Source organism: Burkholderia sp. MS455 (assembly GCF_016899445.1).
GTDB classification, from domain to species: domain Bacteria; phylum Pseudomonadota; class Gammaproteobacteria; order Burkholderiales; family Burkholderiaceae; genus Burkholderia; species Burkholderia pyrrocinia_C.
Genome location: NZ_CP041779.1, coordinates 2765339 through 2778478, shown reverse-complemented (window position 1 = coordinate 2778478; position 13140 = coordinate 2765339). Strand labels below are relative to the sequence as shown.

Genomic DNA, 13140 nt, shown 5'->3' with positions numbered 1-13140 from the left:
TCCGGTGCCGCCGTCGGTGCGGCAGCGCACACTGTGACGTTCCGATTGGATCGGTTTTCTGGATAATCCATCCAGCCGCGACCGGCTGACCGGCGCGGCGCGCGTGCCTACACTCCAAGCTTCGTTCAACGAGAAAAGGAGTCAACCGTGGCAACTCACACGCTCGCAGACAAGGTCGTCCTGATCGCAGGCGGCGCAAAGAATCTCGGCGGCCTGATCGCGCGGGACCTGGCGGGCCACGGCGCGAAGGCGGTGGCGATTCACTACAACAGCGCGGCGTCGCAGGCGCAGGCCGAGGAGACGGCCGCCGCGGTGCGCGCGGCCGGTGCCGAGGCCGCGACGTTCCAGGCCGACCTGACGACGGCCGCCGCGGTCGAGAAGCTGTTCGACGATGCGAAGCAGCGCTTCGGCAAGATCGACATCGCGATCAACACGGTCGGCAAGGTGCTGAAGAAGCCGTTCACCGAGATCAGCGAAGCCGAGTACGACGAGATGTTCGCGGTCAACAGCAAGTCGGCGTTCTTCTTCATCAAGGAAGCGGGGCGGCACCTCGAGGATCACGGCAAGCTCGTCACGCTCGTGACGTCGCTGCTCGGCGCGTTCACGCCGTTCTATGCGGCGTACGAAGGGTCGAAGGCACCGGTCGAGCACTTCACGCGCGCGGCGTCGAAGGAGTACGGCGCACGCGGGATTTCGGTGACGGCCGTCGGGCCCGGCCCGATGGACACGCCGTTCTTCTATCCGGCCGAGGGCGCCGATGCGGTCGCATATCACAAGACGGCGGCCGCGCTGTCGCCGTTCAGCAAGACGGGCCTGACCGACATCGAGGACGTCGTGCCGTTCATCCGCCATCTCGTGACCGACGGCTGGTGGATCACGGGCCAGACGATCCTGATCAACGGCGGCTATACGACCAAGTAACCGACCGCTTAATGGGCCGCACCGGCCGCCGCCGCGGGCGCACGGCGCACCGCAATGGCTCGTTTGCGTGGACAATGGACGGGCGCGCAGCCGCGAGGCCGCGCGCCCGTTTTCTCTGTGCCGCCGGACCCTGCCGCGATGCGCGACGGCTGGCGGCGACGGTCGTCCGAACCCACGTTCCCCGCCGATGGACAAGCTGGATCAGGTCAGAATCTTCCTGCAGGTTGCCGAGATGGGCAGCTTCATCAAGGCCGCGCATGCGCTCGACGTGCCGCGCGCGACCGTGTCGGCGGCCGTCCAGCAGCTCGAGGCGGGGCTCGGCACGCGCCTCTTGCACCGCACGACGCGCCAGGTGCAGTTGACCGCCGACGGCGCGCTGCTGCTCGAACGCGGCCGGCGCCTGCTCGCCGAGGCCGACGAGCTCGATCGACTGTTCCGCCGCCGCGACCGCGACGTGGTCGGGCGGCTGAACGTCGACGTGCCTAGCCGGATCGCGCGCCGCGTGATCGCGCCCGCGCTGCCGTCGCTGTTTCGCCGCTACCCGAAGCTGCAATTGTCGCTCGGCTCGACGGACCGCTCGATCGACCTGGTTCAGGAGGGCGTCGACTGCGCGATCCGCGTCGGGCGGCTCGCGGACAGCAGCCTCGTCGTGCGGCCGCTCGGACAGTTCACGCTGATCAACTGCGCGAGCCCCGACTACCTGCGCGAATGCGGCGTGCCCGAGCATCCGGATGCGCTCGCGCACGGGCACTGGGCGATCGGCTATGCGTCGCCGACGACGGGGCGCGAGCTCGGGTGGGAATACTGCGTGGACGGCGAGCGGCACACGCTGACGCTGCCGAGCCGCGTGATCGTCAACAACGCCGAAACCTATATCGCCGGCTGCATCGCCGGGATGGGGCTGATCCAGATTCCGCGGTTCGACGTCGAGCATCTGCTGGACAGCGGCGCGCTCGTCGACGTGATGCCTGGCCATCGCGCCGAGCCGATGGGGGTGTCGGCCGTGTATCCGCACCGGCGGCACCGGTCGCGCCGGCTCAATGCGTTCGTGGATTGGTTCGGGGAGCTGATGGCGGATGCGTTGACGGGGGCGGCGGCCGGGAAGGGCGCGGAAGGCGATTGACCGGGGCGGCCGGTTTGCGTCGTGCGCCGTCGCGCGTGTCTCAGTCGGCCAGCGCTGCGAACCGCCGGTTGCGCCCGACTTCCCGCACCGCTTCGATCAGCGCCGCGCCGGTGCCGTCCGGCTTCGACGCGAACGCATAAAAACGCGCGGCCGGCAGCGCGGGCAGGCCGTCCTGCGGCCCGCATGCGCGCAGCCCGTCGCGTAGCTGGCTGCGCGCCAGTGCGGTGACCGCGAAGCCCGCGAGCGCGGCCGACACGCAGCCGGCCATGCTGCTGCTCTCGAACAGCACGCGAAACGGCCGCAGCGCGGCGGCGAGCGCCGATACGGCGGCTTCCCGATAGACGCACGGTTCCGGAAACAGCGCGAGCGGCACTTCGCCGCCGGCCTCGAGCGTGCGGTCCGACGCGAATGCCCATACGAGCGGTTCTTCCCACAGCAGTTCGCCCGACGCGTCGACCTGCCGGCACTGCTTGCCGAACACGACATCGAGCCGGCCGAGCGCCTGCTCGCGCAGCAGCGACGCGGTGATCCCGACCTTCAGCTCGATCGCCGTACGCGGATGGCGGTCGCGGAACGTGCGCAGCACGTGAGGCAGCCACGCACCCGCGAAATCCTCCGACGCGCCGACGCGCAGCCGCCCGTGCGCCGGCGCGCCGCGCAGCCTTGCGCGCACCTCGCGCTCCATGTCGACGATGTTGCGCGCATACGCGTACAGCGTGTCGCCGGCCGGCGTGAGCGCGATACGGCGCGTCGTGCGCGCGAGCAGCACGGTGCCGGCCGCTTGTTCGAGCCGCTTGATATGGCCGCTGACGGCGGACGGCGTCAGCGCGAGGCGTTCTGCTGCCGGCGCGAACCCGCGGCTGTCGACGACTTCGAGGAAGGTGCGCAGCAGCGCGATGTCGAGCGAGGTCGACGCGGGGTCGGTCAGCGGTTCCATAGGTCAATTCAACGCGATATTCGATGAATGAATCATGATACTCCGTGAATCGTGATGAAAGGCCGACCTACCATCGTTTGCTCAAGTTGACCCGACGGAGAACACGATGACTGCCTATGCGTATGCGACGACCGCGTCGCTCGATATCGCCTATCTCGAATGGAACCCGCGCGGCGAACGCGTGGCCGTGCTGCTGCACGGCTGGCCGGACAGCCCGGTCGGCTGGGAGCCCGTGGCGGCGGCGCTTGCCGCGCGCGGCTACCGCGTACTCGCGCCCGCGCTGCGCGGCTTTGCGCCGACGCGCTTTCGCGACGCATCCGTGCCGCGCAGCGGAGAGCTCGCGGCGCTCGGGCGCGACCTGCTCGAATTCGTCGATGTGCTCGGCGTCGAGCGGCCCGTGCTGGTCGGGCACGACTGGGGGGCCCGTGCGGTCGCGAACGCGTGCGGGTTGCGCGACGGCGTCGCATCGCATCTGGTGATGCTGTCGGTCGGGTACGGCACCAACGATCCCGGTCAACTGCTGTCGCTGCAGCAGGCGCGCAACTACTGGTATCACTGGTTCATGGCGACGCCGCGCGGCGAGCAGGCGCTGCGCGACGATCGCCGCGCGTTTGCCCGCGTGATGTGGGACACGTGGTCGCCGCCCGGCTGGTATCGCGACAGCGATTTCGATGCGGCCGCCGCCGCGTTCGACGGGCCCGACTGGATCGACGTCGTGCTGCATTCGTACCGGCATCGCTGGGGTTTCGCGCCGGGCGCGCCGGCCTATGCCGACGACAATGCGCGGCTGAATCCGGCGCCGGTGCTGTCGGTGCCGACGCTCGTGCTGCACGGCGGCGCGGACACCTGCAATCATCCGGACAGCTCGGCTGGGCGCGAACGGTTCTTCGCCGGGCGCTACGCGCGGCAGGTGCTGGACGGCGTGGGGCATTTTCCGCAGCGCGAGGCGCCGGCGGCGGTCGCCGACGCGATCCTCGGGTTCTGCGAGCGCGACTGACGCGCGCCGGCCGGCCCGGCGCGCAGGGGATCAACCGCCGACGCGGGGCGCGAGCAGGTCGGCGAGGCCGATGTTCCGGAACATCTCGCGGCGGATGCGATCGCCGACGCGGAACACTTCCTCCGCGCCGTCCTGCGACGGATCGACGAACACGCGATACGGGCGCTTGCCGGCCGGCGCGGCGACGAGGTCGGCGATCGCCGTCGCGACGGCGCCGGCATCGGCGTCCGTGGGTTCGAGCGCGGCGAGGCCCTGCAGCGCCTGCTCGGCGACGCCCGCGTACGGCCCGCTGTCGTAGGCCGCCAGCACGACGGCATCGGCCGGCTTGCCAGCGTGGACGAAGTGATTCGTGCCCCGGGTGAATGCGCCCGGCACGACGATCGACGTTTCGATGCCCCAGCGGGCGAGCTCGGCCGCATACGACACCGCGAGCGAATCCATTGCGGCCTTCGCGGCGAAGTAGGGCGCGAGGAACGGCGGGGTGCCGCCGCGCGCCGACGAGGACGACACCCACACCAGCAGGCCGCGCCCCTGGCGGCGCAGGTGCGGCAGCGCCGCCCGGTTCACGCGCTGGGTCGACACGACGTTGATGTCGTAGAGCTGCGCCAACTGTTCGGGCGCGAACGCCTCGGCCGGGCCGAACACCATGTGGCCGGCGTTGTGGACGACGATGTCGAGGCGGCCGTTGTCGGCGATCACGCGGCCGATTGCGGCATTGACGGACGCGTCGTCGCCGACATCGAGTTCGACGGTGCGCAGATCGACGCCGTGCTCACGCGCATAGGCGGCGACCGCCGCGACGCGCGGCGTGTTGCGGCCGGCGGTTTCGCGCATCGACGCGTAGACCGTATGGCCGGCGCGCGCCAGCGCCTGGGCCGTCAGCAGGCCGAAGCCGCTGGACGCGCCGGTGACGAGGATGACTTCGTTCATGATGGATCTCCTGGCAGCAGGATGGGGCGGGCGTGCCCGGTGCGTCAGCACATGCCGCCGTTGGCGCGCAGGATCTGGCCGTTGACCCATGCGCCGTCGGAGCCGGCGAGGAAGGCGACGACGCGCGCGATGTCGTCGGGCTGGCCGAGCCGCTCGAGCGGATTCAGCTTCGCGAGCCGGTCGATGAGCTCGGGGCTCTTGCCGTCGAGGAACAGCTCGGTCGCGACCGGCCCCGGCGCTACCGCGTTCACGCGGATCCCGCGCCCGCGCATTTCCTGAGCGAGCACCTGCGTGAGGCTTTCGACCGCGGCCTTGCTCGCGACGTACAGGCCGTAAGTCGGCATGCGCATGCCGATCACGCTGGTCGACAGGTTGATGATGCGTCCGCCGTCGCGCACGCGCTTCGCCGCTTCGCGGCAGACGTTGAAGGTGCCCTTCACGTTGATCGCGAGCGTCTCGTCGAGCACCGCATCGTCGAACTCGGCGATCGCGGCGAGCTTCATCACGCCCGCCGAATTGACGACCACGTCGAGTCCGCCGAACGTGTCGCGCGCCGCATCGAACAGCGCGGCCACGCCCGCCGGATCGGCGACGTTCGCCTGCACCGCGACGGCCTGGCCGCCGTCGCCGACGATCGCGTCGACGACTTCGCGCGCCGGCCCGGCGCTGCCCGCATAGTTGACGACGACCCGGAAGCCGTCCCGGGCGAGATGGCGGGCGATTTCCGCGCCGATGCCGCGCGACGAACCCGTGACGAGTGCGACCTGTTCAGATGTGCTCATGTCCTGCTCCTTGGTAGGGGATAAGTGCCGTGCGATCCGGCGACAGGACTACTGTAGGCTTCCTCGATAAATAAAAATAATGAATAATGATCAGTGGATGAATGACTAAAAGTAAGTCAATGGCTTTCGACAGCAGGCTGCTCAGCGGCATTGGGGTGCTCTCGGCGGTAATCGAGGCGGGCACGTTCGCGCGCGCCGGCGAGGCGATGGGGTTGACGCAGCCGGCCGTGAGCCGCGCCGTCGCCCGGCTCGAAGAGCGGGTCGGCATTCGAATCTTCAATCGCACCGCGCGGGCGATCACGCTGACCGACGAAGGGCGGCGCTTTTACGAGGCGGTCGCGCCGCTGCTGGCGGGGATCGAGGAGGCGGCGGTCGACGCCGGCCAGTCGAAGGCGCGCGTGCGTGGGCGGCTGCGCGTCAACGTGGACGGCACGTTCGGCCACGCGGTGCTCGCGCCGAGAATGGCGGAATTCCTCGACCGCTTTCCCGAGCTGTCGGTGGAGATCAGCGTGCGGGACCGGATGGGCGACCTCGTCGCCGACGGATTCGACGTGGCGGTGCGTTTCGGCGTGCCCGAGCCGTCGTCGTACCGCGCGCGGCTGCTGCTCGAGACGCGCGTGCTCACATGTGCGTCGCCGGCCTATGTCGCGCGCTACGGTGAACCGCGGCATCCGAGCGATCTCGCGCAAGGGCACCACTGTGTGTTGATCCGCGATCCGGTGACCGGCCGGCCGTATGAATGGGAGTTCCATCGCGGCAAGGAGGTCGTGCCGGTCGAGGCGGCCGGCAGGCTGACGGTCAACGACACGGGCGGGCTGCTCGGCGCGTGTATCGGCGGTGTCGGCATCGCGCAACTGCTGGCGCTGTACGCGCGCGACATCGTCGCTGACGGTCGGGTGGTCCAGCTGTTGCCCGAGTGGTCGGACGAGACGTTTCCGCTCTACGCGTATCACCATGCGTCGAGCCTCGTGGCCGCGAAGGTGCGGGTGTTTCTCGACTTCGTCCGCGAGTTGACGGCCTGAGCGACGCGCGCGCCAGGCCGCCGCCGGCTTACTCGGTACGGTGTGGAACGTTGTCGGGGAACGGGTAGGGCGCATGCGGCCCCGGCCATTCGGGGACGGGCGGCATGCTCAGCACGTCGCATCCGCCGACGACGAGCGACAGCAGCGCGGCCAGCGCGCTGCGACAGAGCGTGGACGACATCGTGCGCATGGACATGGCCTGCCTCCGTACGGCTCGTCCGTCATGATGCTTGGACCGGTGGGGAAGGGCGGGCGTTGCGAAGGGCGTGGCGCGCGCAAAAACAAAAAACCCGCGAAGCAGCGAGCTTGCGCGGGTTTCGACGGATGCAGCGGATGAGCGCTGCGAAAAACTGGTGCCAGGGCCGGACTGAAATAGGTATATGAGAGGCCCGTTGGGTAAGGGAATTGCTTGGCCTGCGCTACAGAGTTGCCCCCAGAGTTGCCCCCGGATTGTTGAAGCTACCTCGTCGTCTGCAGCGCCGGTCTAGATCGTTTTCAGGCACGAGCTGATATTTCTTCTCATGTTGAGGCTCTACCGTGCCGCAAACGCGGGTGAAACCGCTCTCGACCAATGGTCGTACAGCGCGCCGCAATTGCTCGAGAGTTGCGCCGAGCGCATGGTGCAGGTTCGCACCCGTTACGCCGCGGCGGGTACTCGTCGCGGCCACACTTCCATGCGTCACCTATGCTCGAAATTGTACCTCGCTACCCTTGCTACATCCTCATCTTCATCTCGCATCAGTGCATCAAGTATTGAAAGCGGGGTCTTTTTATTTGATGCAACGCCCTGCCTTACGACGGAATCCAAATCCTTAGCAAGGAGTTCAAATATTTCTCCAGACAATTTCCTCTTAACCGCAACCTGGCGTCGGATCTCGGACTCGTACTGACAAAGCTCCTGAAGGATTTCCAAGGGAACCGTTTTATTGTGAGCAACCCATTTTCTGTATTCTGGAAATCTTGAAATAACATCTCTCCACACGGAAACGGGCGCTTCATCTGATGCGGCGCGATCATACTCATCTTTGATCTGACTACCTCTCAGCGCAACAAACTCTTCGGCAGATTTAATCATTTCGAGTCCTTGCATTTTAGAGAGTCGAAATCAATTTTCTTGCCCGTTTCACTCTTGTGTTTGTTCATGTAGTCACCGTAAACGTCAGCATCCGCCACCCATGAACCATTTTTATCATACACCTTCCAAGCACTGCTTCCGTGCCCGGTCTGGTCTTCGGACCACCACAAGCCGGTACTAGGATCACGCAAGTATTTCGCGTATCCGACGCCAGCCACGTTGCCGGAACAGATCCTGTCGTACCGATTTATTTCCCATTTGTTCCTGCACGGACATTTCGCGTTTTGATTCGGTTTGAGGGAGCTTTGCTTTCGACCAGGATTGGTAGCGGTCAAACCAAATGGATCGACCCACTCGACCGGGTTGAGCGCATATTGATAGACGTTAATGCCACCCGCCAGCCCGATTGGATCCTTCGATACGAACCGGCCGCTCTGCGGATCATAGTACCGATGCCGGTTATAGTGCAGGCCCGTCTCGGCGTCGAAGTACTGCCCCGCAAAGCGCAGCGGATTACGGATGCCCACCCGCTTTGCCGTCTCGCTCAGAATCTCCTGTGCTTCGCCCCACGCCCGATAATGCGCCGACCACGCCAACTCGCCGCTCCAGTCGGTTAGCTCCTGCGGGGTGCCGATCTGGTCGCAATGATAATACGCCCGCCGCTTCACCGACGTGGGCTTGCCGCCACTATGCAGTGCAGACGGGCATTGCAGCAGGACCAGCGGCGCAAAGCTGTCCGGCTCGTACAGGTAATGCACCGTTTCCTGCCGTTCCAGCGACGTTTCGTAGGCCAGTAAATCACCGTCCCAACCATACAGCGTTCGCCCGTAGCCGTGCGCCTGTTTCAGCCGGCGTCGCTCGGCGTCGCGCCAGCCACTGCCGGCGCTCGGCAGATACGGCACGTGGGGTTCCGTCAGTTTCTCGATACGCCGTCCCAGCGCATCGTACCGATACGTCGCCCGCATCCGCCGGTCGACCGCCTGCGTCATCCGCCCGAACACATCCCACTCAAATCCCATCTCCGCGCCGTTGACGTGACGACGAATCAGGTTGCCTCGATCGTCGTATTCAAAACGCGTACCCGCGTAGTCCTTCAGCAGATTGTCGAGTAACGGTGTCGATCGCTTGCCGCCTTCCGCGCCGATCCCGTGCTGATCCCGTTCGGTCGTCTCCACGAGGTTACTCGCCGGATCGAACGCGAACGTCTCCACGCCCAACGACGACTGCGCGCGCAGCAGCCGGCCGAGCGGGTCATACGCGTACTGGATTTCGCCGCGTCGCAGGTCGGCGATCTGGGTCAGTTGTCCCGCCTTGTCGTACTGATAGCGGCGTTCCGCGACCTTGCCGCCTGTGCCTTGCAACGTCTGTCGGGCAAGCCGGCCGGCCGCGTCGTACTGCGTTGCCTGCGTCAGACCATTGCCCAGCTCGCGCAGCGTCTCCCGATGCGCGTCGTCGCGCTCGAAGTTCGCCAGCGTTTCGCCATCCACTGTCATCCCGTGTACGTGACCCGTGCCATAGGTCAGCCAGTCGATACGGCGACCATCCGGGCGCAACGTGGTGAGGCGCGTGCCGATCTCGTCGTACATATGTTGCCAGCGGAATTCGTGCACCTCGCCGGGCGTCTGCGGGTCATCCGTGGTCTGGACCGTCGTGATCACACTCTCAGCGATGAAGTTGCCGACCTCATCGTGGAGGCGCCGTACCCGCGTGTGATCATTCAGGGCCACAACCAGCCGTCCCAGCCCGTCATAGTCGAACGCTTCCCACTGCGCATCCTGTCCCGCCTGCGGCACGCTATAGGCCGCACCGTGCTCGTCGTAGCGAGCGGCCCAGCCCGTGCGCTTGGTCAGCCGACCCGCCGCGTCATATTCGAATGCCTGCATGACCCCACCCGCCAGCCGGTGCGTGACGCGCCCCGTGTGCGCGCTCCGGTAGTAACGCGTGCCACGTCGGTCGAAGTCGGTTTCGCTGATGAGCCGCCCGAAGGGGGCGTAGCCGAACGTGTACGCGCTGCCGTTCTCGTTACGCAACGTCATAATCTGACCGAGCGGATTCCACGCGTATTCCAGTACATCCCCGCGTGCGTTCGTCCGCTTGGCCAGCAGGCCCGCGCGCGTATAGCTGTAGCGCGTCTGCCGGTTCAGTGCGTCCGTGTGCGTCAGCAACCGGCCTTCGGCGTCGCGCTCGAACGTTTCCCGATGGCCATCGGGACCGATCACCCACGCAAGCTGTCCGGCTTCGTAGCCGTATCGGGTGATTTCACCGGCCGCGCTTTGCTGCTGAACGAGTCGGCCGCGCTCGTCGTATTGCCACGTGGCCGTCTTGCCCGAGCAGTCGGTGTAGCGCTCGATCTGGCCGTCGTCGCGCCACGCGATCCGCTTGGTTCCCCCTTTCGGGTCGGTGATCGCGATCGGCAAGCCCGCGCGGTTGTATTCGTACGCCGTGACGCGCCCGAGCGGGTCGGTCGCCTCCGTCACGCGGCCCTTGCTGTCGTAGTACCGTTGCCAGCGATGGCCCTCCGGGTCCTGCAGGCCGGTCATGTCACCGCGTCGATCGTAGACGTAATACGTGGTGCGCCCGTCCTGCTGCGTGTGCGACGTCAAATGCCCGTCGTCGTCCCACGTGAACGATTCCTGCGTGCCGTCCGGAAACACGTGTTGCGTGACGTGCTTGGCGTCGTCCCGGAAGAACCATTCCTCCGTGTTGTCCGGATATACGATCCGGTACACGTAGCCGTCGATGTCGTAATACTGCTGCGTCGTTTGACCGAGCGCATTCGTGACGAAGGTCAGCCGCAACCGGTCGTGCCACGTCAGGCGCATGTCGAACGTGCCGTCGTCGGCCCATTCATGAACCACTTTCGCGTCCAGGTGCGTGCCGTCCCATTCCAGATTCATCCCGCGCCCGGTCCGGTCGGTGTAGCGCGTGACGAGATGATGCGAATAGGCGTAGTTCCACGATGCGCCGTCCTCGTCGGTCGCTTCCACCAGATCGCCGGCTTCGTCGTAACGGTAGTGCGCGAGCGTGCGCGCGGGCCCCTCATCGGCCACCCGTTCGATCCGGACGATACGGCCTGCCGGGTCGTGCGTCAGGCGGGCGACATCGCCTGTACTGCCGACCACACGCACCAGTCGACCGTTGTCCCATATCAGGGACGCCGTATTGCCCGACCGGTCCTCGATTCGCGTCAGGCGGAAGCGCTCGCCATGCTGCGTATAGGTTTCCGTGATCGTCTCGGCGCGCACGACGCGGATTCCGCCGTCGGCCAGCCGCGAGAGAACGCAGGACTCCGTCCGGTCGTGGTGGTGCCGAAATTCGTCAAACGACGGATACTCGACGCTGCGGCCGGTCGCGTCGTGATAGGTCCATCCGTCGCCGGACGGCTCGAAGCTGACGTGATAGGGCGTCGTCCAGCGCGGGCCGAGCGGGCCGCCTTCGTCGTGTGCGCCGAAATTCGAGCGATAGGTGCGCGCCCATTCGATCGGCACGATGCCCGGCAGCACGAAATCGGCATGCGTGAACGACTCGTCGCCCAGCGCATAACCGATTGATTTCGGGCCGCGATTGGCCGGCTGGCCGATTTGGCAGGCCACGCAGTCCGACGCGCCGGGTTTGCGGGCACGCGCCTCGTCTTGACGCGGTTCAAGAGCCTCGCCGGTGGCTTTCTTGCGCGCCTGATTGGGCTTGTTCGGGTCGACGGTTGCCGCGACAGGATGCTTGTGTTTCTCGTAGGTCGAGACCGCTTTTTTGAGCATGACGAGCATCGACATAATCGTGCCTACGTCCCTGCCCGACAGCGCGGAGACTGCCGCCTTCGCTTCCCGAGCCGATTTCTGTAGCCAATGGGCGGCGGCGACCATCTTCTCTTTGCCGACCACGTGCGACGCAAGTTCACCGACCGCGTTGGCTTCGGCTTTAGCGCCCGCCATATAGGCGTACCAGACAGCGGTAAACAGCTTGTCGTAGTGCTGCAACGGGTCGCGCATCAACTGCCCGGCAGCGGCTTGGGCACGCCTCAGGTCTTGTCGCGGATCGGTCAATTGTCCCGTGGCCAGGGCGAGCAGAGCGTGCGCCAATTCGTTCAGGATCTGCTCAATCTTTGCGGCGCACTCATTCAGCAGGCTCGGCAGAAGAGCGATGGCCTTGTCGACGTACTGACTCAGTTCGCCCATTAACGTCGCGCTGAAATTATTTTCGATGACGGCAACGACAGCGGTGGGGATTTCCTTCATTTCCCGCTTTACCGCTTGCCGAACGACCGCGAGCGTGGGACGCAACGCCATGCGCGCCGGGCCTGTTCCGGGGGCCGGCACGGAGCCGAGCAGGTCAATGCCAAGGGTGGCCCAATCAAGGGTCTTTTCGATGTCCGAACGGCGCTCGTTTCGGGCCTCGTACATCGTCACGATGTCACCGCACAAATCGACGGCGGCCATGATGTTGCCGAGTACCGGCAGCGATCCGGCGGCTTGCTGGAGACGGGCGAGCGTGACCCATCCCCCCGAGATTTCTTGCAGCCACGCATCGAAGCGGCCCGCACCCGCGTGTAGATCAGCGACGCCGATCTGATTAATCGGCACGATTGCGGTATCGATGAACGATTGCAGTGATTGCGCGTTATCCGTCATGAATTCCCCGGCGCTAGTCGGTGTCACGCACCGAGCGGTCTGAAATGTGATTTAGGGCGTGCCACGTCCCTTGAAATCCGAGCGAGCAAGCAGAAACATCGGAACCGCTATTGGTAGCGGAGAACGCATGACGGCGTCCATGGGACGAATCCGAATTTGTCAATTATTGATGTTCGCTATCTACCGGCTCATAAGCCTAGACGACGGTTTTGACAAGGCGAAGGATTCGCGATTGGCGCCGTAACAGAAACTGAAGCATTGCCGGAAACGCCCCCACGGAGAGAGCATTCCGGTAATTGAGGGGTATTTGAAAATCACATGGCCGGAGCCCTGTATCTTGAATGAACCTGGTTGCTAGGCTTACGGCCTCACAATCTGCAGAGCATCCTTGTACAGTTCCGCACGTACACGCGATACCGTGCGATCGAGTTCGGCCATCTGCGCGGGATCAAGCGACGCCGCCTGTCGCAACGTCTCCGGGAGCGTTTCAAGGAACTGAGCGAAGTAGGCCCGTAGGGCGCTCATCTGCTCGATATGCCCCGCGACGGGCATCAACTCGCTTTCCGATTGCGCAATTTCGTGATCGGTCAGCTTCGTTCGTGCGCGCAAGTTTTCGACCTGGGCAGCCTTCAGCGGATCGTCCGGAGATGCCTGCTGTTCCGTGATCTTTTCGAACTCGCGCCGATAGAGGTTGCGCAGGGTCTCGTTACAATCATCCACCGCATAGG

At 65.5% G+C, this 13140-nt stretch carries 11 protein-coding genes; 4 read left to right on the top strand and 7 right to left on the bottom strand.

All coding sequences use genetic code 11. The features are described 5' to 3' along the window. The first annotated feature begins 147 nt into the window (after positions 1–147). Together FPJ27_RS31900 and FPJ27_RS31895 are read left to right on the top strand one after the other, a co-directional pair. Positions 148–921, top strand: coding sequence for an SDR family oxidoreductase (locus FPJ27_RS31900; RefSeq protein WP_006478064.1), 774 nt, complete (start codon positions 148–150; stop codon positions 919–921). Positions 922–1108: 187 nt separating this feature from the next. Continuing rightward, positions 1109–2044 (top strand): LysR family transcriptional regulator, encoded by a 936-nt coding sequence (locus FPJ27_RS31895; RefSeq protein ID WP_204424205.1) that lies wholly within the window; start codon positions 1109–1111, stop codon positions 2042–2044. A 40-nt stretch (positions 2045–2084) separates the two neighbouring features. Here FPJ27_RS31895 and FPJ27_RS31890 read toward each other — a convergent pair whose 3' ends face one another. Next, positions 2085–2981, bottom strand: coding sequence for a LysR substrate-binding domain-containing protein (locus FPJ27_RS31890; protein WP_204424203.1), 897 nt, complete (start codon positions 2979–2981; stop codon positions 2085–2087). Between the two features lie 106 nt (positions 2982–3087). Between FPJ27_RS31890 and FPJ27_RS31885 the strand changes: the two genes are divergently transcribed. Continuing rightward, the gene (locus tag FPJ27_RS31885; RefSeq protein ID WP_204424201.1) at positions 3088–3978 is read left to right on the top strand and encodes an alpha/beta hydrolase; all 891 of its coding nucleotides are present in this window, start codon (positions 3088–3090) and stop codon (positions 3976–3978) included. Between the two features lie 30 nt (positions 3979–4008). Here the strand turns inward: FPJ27_RS31885 and FPJ27_RS31880 are convergent, their stop codons facing one another. Together FPJ27_RS31880 and FPJ27_RS31875 are read right to left on the bottom strand one after the other, a co-directional pair. Next, a complete protein-coding gene (locus FPJ27_RS31880; RefSeq protein WP_204424198.1) occupies positions 4009–4908 on the bottom strand; it encodes an SDR family oxidoreductase in 900 nt (299 codons plus the stop codon). 44 nt (positions 4909–4952) lie between these two features. Then, positions 4953–5690, bottom strand: a complete 738-nt coding sequence (locus FPJ27_RS31875) for an SDR family oxidoreductase (protein ID WP_072444849.1) — start codon at positions 5688–5690, stop codon at positions 4953–4955. 119 nt (positions 5691–5809) lie between these two features. Here FPJ27_RS31875 and FPJ27_RS31870 point away from each other — a divergent pair, with 119 nt between their 5' ends. Then, the gene (locus FPJ27_RS31870) at positions 5810–6712 is read left to right on the top strand and encodes a LysR family transcriptional regulator (protein ID WP_072444847.1); all 903 of its coding nucleotides are present in this window, start codon (positions 5810–5812) and stop codon (positions 6710–6712) included. 28 nt (positions 6713–6740) lie between these two features. Here the strand turns inward: FPJ27_RS31870 and FPJ27_RS31865 are convergent, their stop codons facing one another. The 4 genes from FPJ27_RS31865 to FPJ27_RS31850 all read right to left on the bottom strand — a co-directional run bounded on the left by FPJ27_RS31865 (position 6741) and on the right by FPJ27_RS31850 (position 13132). After that, positions 6741–6908, bottom strand: coding sequence for a hypothetical protein (locus FPJ27_RS31865; RefSeq protein WP_177318441.1), 168 nt, complete (start codon positions 6906–6908; stop codon positions 6741–6743). A 483-nt stretch (positions 6909–7391) separates the two neighbouring features. After that, on the bottom strand, positions 7392–7787 hold the full coding sequence (locus tag FPJ27_RS31860) for a hypothetical protein (RefSeq protein ID WP_204424196.1): 396 nt from the start codon (positions 7785–7787) through the stop codon (positions 7392–7394). After that, entirely contained in the window at positions 7784–12412 is a 4629-nt protein-coding gene (locus FPJ27_RS31855; protein WP_204424194.1) for an RHS repeat-associated core domain-containing protein, read from the bottom strand. Before FPJ27_RS31855 ends, FPJ27_RS31860 begins: the two co-directional genes overlap by 4 nt. A gap of 360 nt (positions 12413–12772) precedes the next feature. Continuing rightward, on the bottom strand, positions 12773–13132 hold the full coding sequence (locus FPJ27_RS31850; RefSeq protein WP_204424191.1) for a hypothetical protein: 360 nt from the start codon (positions 13130–13132) through the stop codon (positions 12773–12775). Between the last annotated feature and the right edge of the window lie 8 nt (positions 13133–13140).